Below are 10125 nucleotides of genomic sequence, written 5' to 3'. Positions count from 1 at the left end.
ACAACGGCTCATCGCCAATAACGGGTATCATCGAAAAAGTGTAATTTTAGAAACCAGGAAATAAAACAAATAAGCCGACAATTCCGCATCCCAACTCCCGCAACTGGCGATAGCCGAGACCGTTGTAGCCAATATTTGCAGAAAAAATCAGCTTCTAATGGATAAATTAATTTCAAAAAATTTTTTAAACCTAATTGCAATTTTAATATTACTAAGTTCTTGTGGAAATAGAACTGACAAGAAAAAAATTACAATTGAAGATTTTGATAAAAAATTTATAGATAGTCTGATTCCAAGTCCTGATAAATCATATGCGGTTTATTACATTAAAATAAAAGGAACTTCAAACGATACAATTAGAATAACTGCTAGTAAGCCAAGTGATTCGAGTCATTATTACTATCTAAATGGTAATATTGAAAAAGAAATTAGAATGGATTATTACGGAGGATCAAAAGAATATATAACTTTTGATCCATATAAAGCCACTAAAGGAAAAGTTGAATTAACTTACCAATTATAATTCGATTGCAAATACTGTCAACAACAACGGTTAATCGCCAATAAGCGGTAACATTAGAAAGAAAATAATTAACTTGACCAACAACAAAATATTAAGCCGACAAATCCGCATCCCCTACTCCGCCAACTGGCGATAACCGAAACCGTTGTGTGCAATCAGATAATTCAGTTGGAGAAGAAACATATTTACATAAAACAACAGAATCATACTAAACTGTATATCCTGCCAAAGGATCAGATAGTTTTTGAATCAAACCTAAAAGAACATAATGTTCCTTTCTATTCCGACCAAGATATTCAACCATTTACAGATACAGGAATAAGATATTTTGTACTTGACTCTGACAGATATAAAATTGATAAGTTATTAAAGGACAAAAAGATCATAGCAAGTACCGAAACAATTCCAAGCTATGATTACAGAGATCAAAAGAAGATTGGGACAATTTCAATAATTGTAGTTAGTATTGTAATCATCTTAACTTTAATAATTCTTTACTTATAATGAGTTTTGGAGCTGGACACGTTCAGGATATGAATAATCGGTTAAAGCAAAACCGAGCAAACAAACCTTCCAATCGAGCAAAGTTTAAAGAAAATAACCGAGAAGGAATCTACTCCAAAAAACAACAAACTGATAAAATTAAATTTCACCAGGTTCCTAAAGAAAAATTAGAACGAATAAAAGAAGCTATTAGATTAAAATCGAAAAGTGAAAAACTAAAACAGATTAAAATTCTAGTAATTTCATTAATAATAACTATAATAATAATGATTGCGGTTTTTACCTATTAATCCGTAAAGACTGCACACAACAACGGTTAATCGCCAATAGCCGGTACCGTTAGAAAGAAAATAATTAACTTGACTAACAAACCAATACTAAGCCGACAAATCCGCATCCCTTACTCCGCCAACTGGCGATAACCGAGACCGTTATGTATAAGTTTTTCAAAGAAAATTACATTTTTTTAAACCTAACCGATATATTTTAAAATTTTGATTATATATTAGTTTGTTTTTCAATCAATTATAAACTAACCGATAAGATCAAAATGAAAAATCATAAGCTACTACTTTGTCTATCAATCTTTATTTTTAGTATATATTCCTGCTCAGAAGAAGAAATACCTGAAATTCAAGAAGAAATCGAAGAAGTTCAAGAACCCACTATTGTTGACAAATCAGAAAATCGTCATCAAATGGGTTCATGGGGTTCTCAGATACTAACAGATACAAAATATAGGTCTTTGTTAATAGAGATTGGATATGTAGAAGGGTTCAAACCAAAAGATGAAGCTTTAGAAAAATTGAAAGAATTTCTCGAAGGAAGAATTAATAAACCTGATGGAATAAATTATATTTTACACTCCGTTCCTTCTTCAAATAAAGCTCCTTTCGATAGAGAAGATTGGGAATCAATTGAAGATGAATATCGAGAAAATTACAACTCGGAAGAAGAATTAGCTATATGGATATATTTTGCGGATGGCGGAAAAGATGATGGCAATGGAGGGGTAGCAAATGCATTGGGTACAGCTTACAAAAATACTTCCATGATTATATATTCTAAAGAATTAAATGACTGGTACTCCGACAAAAACATTTCTATTGGACTTGCCGAAGCTAATATTATGGGGCATGAATTTGGACATTTATTTGGATTAGTTGATGAAGGAATTAGTCCAGTCTCCGATCATACTGATCCTGAAACCACAGGTCACTGCATAACAGAAAATTGTTTAATGGCGTCAGGTAAAAATTATTCTTACAATCAGCAAGATATGTTTCTTCTAGATGATTACTGTATAGAAGATTTACGATCAATTGGAGGCAAATAGCAAAAAGTTATTACTAGAAAAACCTATACATAACAACGGCTCATCGCCAATAACGGGTATCATCTAAAAAGTGTAATTTTAGAAACCAGGAAATAAAACAAATAAGCCGACAACTCCGCGTCCCAAATCCCGCAACTGGCGATAGCCGAGACCGTTGTAGCCAATTCAGAAAGAATGCGAAAAGAATTTTATTTCTTAATCCTTGGGATCATAATTGTATTTATAATACTAAAATTTAATATTCCTACATCTGACTCAAATATTGTAGGCACGTATGTTTTGATTAATAATGAAAATAAGAATTTCGCAGAAATACCTTCAAATAAAGACACTCTTATTCTAAATCCTGACAAAACGTTTAATAGTGGTTATTACGGAAATGGAAAATATGAAATAGAAAATAATTTTTTAAACACTAAAATCCTACTACATTATAATTACGAATTTGGTACTGCGTCATATAAAGCAAAAATTGAGAATAAACTGTTCGAAGAAATAAAGATTAACTTAAATGATGATCTTGAAATAACCTATAATAAAGTTTATTAGTAGAACTGGCAACAACAACGGTTCATCGCCAATAAGCGGCACCGTTAGAAAGAAAATAATTTACTTGACCAACAAACCAATACTAAGCCGACAAATCCGCGTCCCTTACTCCGCCAACTGGCGATAACCGAGACCGTTGTGCCAAATATTTAAATTTTAAAAAAACAATTCTTCAAATATATGTGTAAGAGTTATGAAAAAAATTATATTTGGAAATTCGCAAGGTTTAAGTTGACAATCCCTACTTCAATTGTCAAAGAAAATAATGAAGAAAATTATCATGAAAAATCTATTCATAGCAATCACTCTAGCATTAATTTTAACAAGTTGCCAAAATCACGAAACCAATAAGGGATTTCAGATTAATGGAACAATTGTGGGTGAAGTTCCTGAGAAAATTTATTTAGAATATGATAATAAAGTTGATACAGCCTTAGTTCAAGAAAATAAATTTTATTTTTCAGGAGAATCAACAAAATTTTCAGAAGCTGCGATAAAAGTACCAGGCCTTTCTGCATTTGCTAACGAATGGATATATTTAGAGAATGAAGAAATCGATTTAAAACTAAATATTGCTAATAAAAAGTCAGGACAACATGAATATAAATTGATCTCAGTTGATACCATTTCAGGTACTAAAACATCAATAATAAGATCTGAATTTCAGAAGTTTTTAAAAACTATCAAGAATAAAAAAAATAAAGATGAGCTCCTCTATAATAAAATTGAGGAGATTGTTGAAACTAATCCTGAGAACAACTATAGCAGTTATCTTCTCTCAAAATATTCAAAAGAATTTACACAAAAAGAAACTCAGTCTCTTTTAGATAAAATTGATACTACTGCAATTGCTGCAAATAGATTAGAGGATATAAAAAGAATATTAAATCCAGAAAGAATTCTTAAAGTTGGCGATAAAATTGCTGACTTCTCACTCCCTGATGTTAACGGTCAAATGGTTAATACGAAAGACTTCAGGAATAAAATAGTCCTCATAGATTTTTGGGCCTCTTGGTGTGGGCCCTGTAGAAAAAAACATCCAAAACTGAAAAGGATTTATGATGACTACAAAAATGATGGATTTGAAATTATTGGGGTTTCAACAGATACTAATATAAATCATTGGAAAAAGGCTATTGTAAAAGATAGTATTGATTGGATAAACCTAAATGAGAACAAAAATTATAACGGTAAAGTAGCATCTCGATATAATATTCGTGCATTACCAACCACTTATCTAATTGATAACGATGGAGTAATTATTTCTAAGAATATTACCTTAGAAGAATTAAAGGACTATTTATCAAATTCTTAAGAATTTAAACAAACAGAGACAACGCCTAACTTTATTTGATGGAAGCTAGAATGAAAATGATAATTCATGCAAATTTATTCCCCTATCCCGAATTCCTTTAATCCTAAGCGTTAGGATAAAAACTAATAATCCCAAATACACAACCTATTAACCTTAATTAATGAAAAAATTATCAATTGTAGCTTTATTAGCCTTAATTACAATTACTACTTACGGGCAAGAACAAGAATCATATAATACAGAAAAAGTATTCAGAGTCAATTTTTTAAATCCAGGTGCTGAATTAGAATTACCAACTGGAAATTATTCAACATTTTCAACAGGCTTGGGAATTGGATATGGTGGAGGTTACAAAGATCTAACTGGCACTGATAATGGAGTCATTACTGCTATTGACAATGGAATTATTTACATAATTGCTCCATTTTTAGATCTACAACAAAAATGGTTTTACAACCTAAATAAAAGAATTGGAAAAAATAAAACAGTTCAAAATAATTCAGGAAATTTTATTTCGGCTCGGTTCATAACAAGAGGACCTTCAATTGCAGACAATGTTACGCGAACTTCTGACTTTGATTTCGCTTTTGGACCAACTTGGGGAATACAAAGAAAATATGGAGAAAAATTTCATTTATTATTTGACGTAGGACCACAATATTATTTTGATACAGAGGGAAATGGAAATATTTTTCCATTCATGTTTCAATTAAATTTAGGGTTCGATCTGTAAATACTTACCATAACTTTATTAGACATATTCAAATCCAAATAAGAATTTAATGAAATTACCAATTCTAGCTCTTTTATTTTTTTTAAGCTTTACTATATATGGACAACAACAAAAAACATACACCACAGAAAAAGTATGGAGAATTAACTATTTGAATCCAGGGGCAGAACTCGAATTACCAACAGGAGATTATTCTACTTTTTCTACAGAATTAGGTGTAGGGTATGCGGGAGGGTATTCTGATGTGACTTATTCTGGAAACGATCTAACGTTTATTTTTGCTCCATTTTTAGATCTACAGCAAAAATGGTTTTTTAATATAAATAAGAGAATTAGAAATAATAGAACGGTAGAAAATAATTCAGGGAATTTTCTTTCGGCCAGATTAATAACAAGAGGAAATACATTTGTTGAGAAAGAAAATCGAAGCTCTGATTTTGATTTTGCCTTTGGACCAACCTGGGGAATACAAAGAAAATATGGAAAAAATTTTCACTTATTATTCGACATAGGCCCTCAGTTTTTTTTGGATACAAAAGGTAATGGAAACTTTTTTCCCGTGATTTTTCAGCTCAATTTAGGGTTTGATCTATAAATACTTGGCACAACAACGGTTCATCGCCAATAAGCGGCACCGTTAGTAAGAAAATAATTAACTTGACCAACGAACCAATACTAAGCCGACAAATCCGCATCCCCTACTCCGCCAACTGGCGATAACCGAGACCGTTAGCAAATATTTTAATGGTAGGCACGTAACTTTACAAATTTTTTTAGACCTATTAAAAAACTCATCCCATGAATAATATATTATCATCAATCATTATTATTTCGCTTTTATCGCCTTTTACAAAGTCACAAAGTGAAATAGAACTAAAAAAAATTGAAACTAATCGAAATCATGATCCAATTGGATTAGTAGAAAAAATAGATTCTATTCTTACATTAAAATTTGATAATGGAATTTTAAATGGAAATGTTTTAGTGGTTCAAAAAGGGCAAGCAATTTTTAAAAAGTCTTATGGCTTTGCAGATGCAGATAAAAGTCAAAAACTGAATGAGAATTTTAGATTTAATATTGGTTCAGTCTATAAAGAATTTCCTGCTGTAGCAATTATGCAACTTAAGGAAAAAGGAGCATTAACTTTACAGGATAAACTAGGTAAATATATTACGGATCTACCAAAATGGTCAGACAGTATATCCATAATTCAGCTTTTACAATATTCCAGTGGTTTACCTAAAATTAATTGGGGAGAACATTTTAGTAACGGAGAAATGGTTACAAGTCAGATGATTTACGATGATTTAAAAGCTATCCAAAAACTTAAATTTACTCCAGGGACCGATTATCTTTATTCAAATTATAGTCCAATATTACTTATAAAAATAGTAGAAAAAATATCTGGTCAAAATTTTAAAGAATATACTAAACAAAACTTATTTAATCCATACGGTCTATATCAATCAAAAATTAGTGACCAATTTCCATATAAAGACCAAACTCTTATGGCAATTCCATTTAATGAGAAATTTGAAGTAGATAATTATAAGATTTCCATTCCATCAATATTATTTAGTTCTACCGTTAGTGATATGTATAAATGGTTTAAGTATTTAGACTCGTATGATATTATAAGTAAAGAATCAGTGAAAATTTTATCTCAAGAGGCAATTATAGGTAATAATATTCAAGCCCCGTTAGGAAGCTTTGAATGGGACAATGATTTAGCTATAGAACACATTCATCATGGTTCTAGCGGAAATTATGAATGTGTTGTAAGAAGATTTAAACAAAAAGACCTAACAATTGTAATTCTTACCAATCAAAAACATGGAAATGTTTATGAAATTTCACAAGAAATATTAGAACTCTTTAAGGCATAAATTGGCATAAAACATTTGCTAACAACGGTTCATCGCCAATAAGCGGCAGCGTTAGAAAGAAAATAATTAACTTGACTAGCAAACCAATACTAAGCCGACAAAGCCGCGTCCCCTACTCCGCCAACTGGCGATAACCGAGACCGTTGCAAACAATTTTACACGAAACCATTTACTCCAAACAACATCTACTAATTATAAAATCACAAATTAAATTATGAAAAAATTACTTCTAGCACTTTTAACCATCGTATTAATTTCTTGTACTTCAGATGATCCTGAAAATTGTTGCATCTATATATCATTAGGGACGGACATAAAGTATGAAAATAGTGAAGGAATTAATCTATTGAATGATTCAAATACTTATAACGTATCGGAAATTGACGTGTTTCATAGAATAGATGGAGAGTGGGAAAGATATTTTGAAGGAAATTTAAATTATCCAAAGGGATTAAGAAAAACTGAGATTGATGGAGAAAACTATCTCACTGTATTCCTTAGCAACGAGGTCAATGAAGACAATATTTCTGAGACTAAATTGGTATTCGACAATGGTGATGAAGACATCATAAAAAGTGTTGTGAACAAAAGCTCTGGAAACCAAATTGTGACAAAGATTTGGTATAATGAAGATTTAAAATGGTCGAACGAAGAGAATGTAGAACCAAGATTTACGATTATCAAGTAAAACTGTTAGCAACAACGGTTCATCGCCAATAAGCGGCACCGTTAGAAAGAAAATAATTAACTTGACCAACAAACCAATACTAAGCCGACAAATCCGCGTCCCTTACTCCGCCAACTGGCGATAACCGAGACCGTTGTGTGCAATCAGATAATTCAGTTGGAGAAGAAAGATATTTACATAAAACAACAAAATCATACTAAACTGTATATCCTGCCAAAGGATCAGATAGTTTTTGAATCAAACCTAAAAGAACATAATGTTCCTTTCTATTCCGACCAAGATATTCAACCATTTACAGATACAGGAATAAGATATTTTGTACTTGACTCTGACAGATATAAAATTGATAAGTTATTAAAGGACAAAAAGATCATAGCAAGTACCGAAACAATTCCAAGCTATGATTACAGAGATCAAAAGAAGATTGGGACAATTTCAATAATTGTAGTTAGTATTGTAATTATCTTAACTTTAATAATTCTTTACTTATAATGAGTTTTGGAGCTGGACACGTTCAGGATATGAATAATCGGTTAAAGCAAAACCGAGCAAACAAACCTTCCAATCGAGCAAAGTTTAAAGAAAATAACCGAGAAGGAATCTACTCCAAAAAACAACAAACTGATAAAATTAAATTTCACCAGGTTCCTAAAGAAAAATTAGAACGAATAAAAGAAGCTATTAGAATAAAATCGAAAAGTGAAAAACTAAAACAGATTAAAATTCTAGTAATTTCATTAATAATAACTGTAATAATGATGATTGCGGTTTTTAGCTTTTAATCCGTGAAGACTGCACACAACAACGGTTCATCGCCAATAAGCGGCACCGGTAGAAAGAAATAAATTAACTTGACCAACAAAACAATACTAAGCCGACAAATCCGTGTCCCTTAATCCGCCAACTGGCGATAACCGAGACCGTTATATTTTATTTTTGATAGAAAGTGTATAGAAAACAACATATAGTTTCCGAAACATATTTAAAACACTTTACAAATGAATTGGACGGGAAAAATCTGAACGTATTAGATTTAAAAAATGAGTTCAGGAAAGAAATTCAAATTAGAAATTCTGGTGATTCAATTTTCTGGATAAAGAATTATTCGGACACAAATTATTTTGAAGATAGAAAAACGATAGAAAAAATGTTTGGTTCAGAAATAGAATCAAAATATAATGATATTGTTCACGAAATTTCTGAAGAGAATCCGGACATAAATTTTTCAATAAAGGAAAATATTATTCAATGGCTTTTTTTCACAAAACAGAGAAGTCCAATTTGGCGAAACCATTTAAATAACTTTATAAATTATTCAGAATTTGAAAAGAAATTAGAAAGGTTTGTAGAGACAGCAGTTTCCATGAGATGGACTATATATAAAACCAAAAATGATAATAATTGGATAACATCAGATAATCCTGGATTTTGTTTAAACATCGAAGATTTCTTAAGTCAACAAAAATTAAGTAGTATTCCGATTTACGACTTAAATGTTGATTCAATTTTATTTTATCCATTGACAAAAAAATATTGCTTAAATATTCATCCATATGATAAAGGTGAGAGCCTAAATTTAAATCTGACAAATACACCTTTAAATTTTGAAACCACGTCTGAGAAGTTTTTAAAATTGATAAATTATTGTACTTATATAAATTCTTCAAGATTGATAATTTCAAATGATTCTAGTTCAATTCAAAATTTAGAAATCAAAAACAAAACATAACAACGGTTCATCGCCAATAAGCGGCACCGTTAGAAAGAAAATAATTAACTTGACCAACAAACCAATACTAAGCCGACAACTCCGCGTTCCTTACTCCGCCAACTGGCGATAACCGAGACCGTTGTGTGCAATGTTCACCAAAATTCGAACAAAGAAGAAAAATTGAAAAACAGAAAATCAAATACTTTAAAACCAATCAATAAATCTCTTGATTTCAATTTTTTCTATTTGATAATAATTATTACAAGTCTATTTTCTTGTACATCTACTCGTCCAGAATTTTTATCAAACTTGACAATAGAAAATAAGAATCAAAATAGATTAATTGAGAATAGAAAACCGGATTATGGAATTAATGGAAAAGATGGATGCGAAGTACTAGGCGAAATTTCGATGAATATAATTGAAATAGAACCAGGCTATATTAAAGGAAAAATTTTTGATTCAAAAAATAAAGATCCACTGATAAATGCTGACATATATCTGATTTTATCAGGAGAAAAAAAGAATGATACTCTAAATATTCACTCCGATCAAGATGGTAATTTTCAGAAAGAATTCGACGGAGTAATCCAAGAAATTGAGGTTAGATATATTGCTTTTAGAAATTTAAAAGTAAATATGTAAATTAAACTAAAACACAGCACACAACAACGGTTCATCGCCAATAAGCGGCACCGTAAGTAAGAAAATAATTAACTTGATCAACAAACTAATACTAAGCCGACAAATCTGCGTCCCTTACTCCGCCAACTGGCGATAACCGAGACCGTTGTGCACAAGCCTCACAAAGATGAGAACTACAATACAAATATTTCTGATTTTGATTTCTACATTGACATTTGGTCAAAAGAAAATTAG

Annotated in this window: 13 protein-coding genes; all 13 read left to right on the top strand. The window is 30.9% G+C overall.

Features of this window, described 5'->3' with window-relative positions:
- Nucleotides 1-157 precede the first annotated feature (157 nt).
- The 13 genes from ML462_RS15640 (at nt 158) to ML462_RS15580 (ending at nt 9891) form a co-directional block, all read left to right on the top strand.
- Nucleotides 158-523, top strand: a complete 366-nt coding sequence (locus ML462_RS15640; protein WP_240714774.1) for a hypothetical protein — start codon at nt 158-160, stop codon at nt 521-523.
- Nucleotides 524-1026: 503 nt separating this feature from the next.
- Nucleotides 1027-1317: a hypothetical protein gene (locus tag ML462_RS15635; protein WP_240714773.1), complete on the top strand. Its 291-nt coding sequence runs from the start codon at nt 1027-1029 to the stop codon at nt 1315-1317.
- A 260-nt stretch (nt 1318-1577) separates the two neighbouring features.
- Entirely contained in the window at nt 1578-2363 is a 786-nt protein-coding gene (locus ML462_RS15630; protein ID WP_240714772.1) for a hypothetical protein, read from the top strand.
- 174 nt (nt 2364-2537) lie between these two features.
- A complete protein-coding gene (locus ML462_RS15625; protein WP_240714771.1) occupies nt 2538-2912 on the top strand; it encodes a hypothetical protein in 375 nt (124 codons plus the stop codon).
- A gap of 265 nt (nt 2913-3177) precedes the next feature.
- Nucleotides 3178-4227 (top strand): TlpA disulfide reductase family protein, encoded by a 1050-nt coding sequence (locus tag ML462_RS15620; protein WP_240714770.1) that lies wholly within the window; start codon nt 3178-3180, stop codon nt 4225-4227.
- A 160-nt stretch (nt 4228-4387) separates the two neighbouring features.
- Nucleotides 4388-4960 carry a hypothetical protein gene (locus tag ML462_RS15615; RefSeq protein ID WP_240714769.1) on the top strand — a complete coding sequence of 191 codons (573 nt, stop codon included), beginning with the start codon at nt 4388-4390 and terminating at the stop codon, nt 4958-4960.
- Between the two features lie 49 nt (nt 4961-5009).
- Entirely contained in the window at nt 5010-5555 is a 546-nt protein-coding gene (locus tag ML462_RS15610; RefSeq protein WP_240714768.1) for a hypothetical protein, read from the top strand.
- Between the two features lie 203 nt (nt 5556-5758).
- Nucleotides 5759-6847: a serine hydrolase domain-containing protein gene (locus ML462_RS15605; protein ID WP_240714767.1), complete on the top strand. Its 1089-nt coding sequence runs from the start codon at nt 5759-5761 to the stop codon at nt 6845-6847.
- Nucleotides 6848-7061: 214 nt separating this feature from the next.
- Nucleotides 7062-7535 (top strand): hypothetical protein, encoded by a 474-nt coding sequence (locus tag ML462_RS15600; protein WP_240714766.1) that lies wholly within the window; start codon nt 7062-7064, stop codon nt 7533-7535.
- A gap of 156 nt (nt 7536-7691) precedes the next feature.
- Nucleotides 7692-8027 (top strand): hypothetical protein, encoded by a 336-nt coding sequence (locus tag ML462_RS15595; protein ID WP_240714765.1) that lies wholly within the window; start codon nt 7692-7694, stop codon nt 8025-8027.
- A complete protein-coding gene (locus tag ML462_RS15590; protein WP_240714764.1) occupies nt 8027-8317 on the top strand; it encodes a hypothetical protein in 291 nt (96 codons plus the stop codon). Before ML462_RS15595 ends, ML462_RS15590 begins: the two co-directional genes overlap by 1 nt.
- Before the next feature lie 164 nt (nt 8318-8481).
- Nucleotides 8482-9264: a DUF4238 domain-containing protein gene (locus ML462_RS15585; RefSeq protein ID WP_240714763.1), complete on the top strand. Its 783-nt coding sequence runs from the start codon at nt 8482-8484 to the stop codon at nt 9262-9264.
- 162 nt (nt 9265-9426) lie between these two features.
- The gene (locus ML462_RS15580) at nt 9427-9891 is read left to right on the top strand and encodes a carboxypeptidase-like regulatory domain-containing protein (RefSeq protein ID WP_240714762.1); all 465 of its coding nucleotides are present in this window, start codon (nt 9427-9429) and stop codon (nt 9889-9891) included.
- Nucleotides 9892-10125: the final 234 nt, after the last annotated feature.

It is taken from the genome of Christiangramia lutea, from assembly GCF_022489035.1.
GTDB lineage: Bacteria > Bacteroidota > Bacteroidia > Flavobacteriales > Flavobacteriaceae > Christiangramia > Christiangramia lutea.
The sequence above is the reverse complement of the archived record's forward strand: the minus strand, read 5'-3'. Positions and strand labels throughout refer to the sequence as shown.

Bases quoted from the DNA above. Each gene is read 5' to 3' on its own strand.
- ML462_RS15640 (WP_240714774.1), top strand. From the start codon at position 158: ATGGATAAATTAATTTCAAAAAATTTTTTAAACCTAATTGCAATTTTA.
- ML462_RS15635 (WP_240714773.1), top strand. From the start codon at position 1,027: ATGAGTTTTGGAGCTGGACACGTTCAGGATATGAATAATCGGTTAAAG.
- ML462_RS15630 (WP_240714772.1), top strand. From the start codon at position 1,578: ATGAAAAATCATAAGCTACTACTTTGTCTATCAATCTTTATTTTTAGT.
- ML462_RS15625 (WP_240714771.1), top strand. From the start codon at position 2,538: ATGCGAAAAGAATTTTATTTCTTAATCCTTGGGATCATAATTGTATTT.
- ML462_RS15620 (WP_240714770.1), top strand. From the start codon at position 3,178: ATGAAGAAAATTATCATGAAAAATCTATTCATAGCAATCACTCTAGCA.
- ML462_RS15615 (WP_240714769.1), top strand. From the start codon at position 4,388: ATGAAAAAATTATCAATTGTAGCTTTATTAGCCTTAATTACAATTACT.
- ML462_RS15610 (WP_240714768.1), top strand. From the start codon at position 5,010: ATGAAATTACCAATTCTAGCTCTTTTATTTTTTTTAAGCTTTACTATA.
- ML462_RS15605 (WP_240714767.1), top strand. From the start codon at position 5,759: ATGAATAATATATTATCATCAATCATTATTATTTCGCTTTTATCGCCT.
- ML462_RS15600 (WP_240714766.1), top strand. From the start codon at position 7,062: ATGAAAAAATTACTTCTAGCACTTTTAACCATCGTATTAATTTCTTGT.
- ML462_RS15590 (WP_240714764.1), top strand. From the start codon at position 8,027: ATGAGTTTTGGAGCTGGACACGTTCAGGATATGAATAATCGGTTAAAG.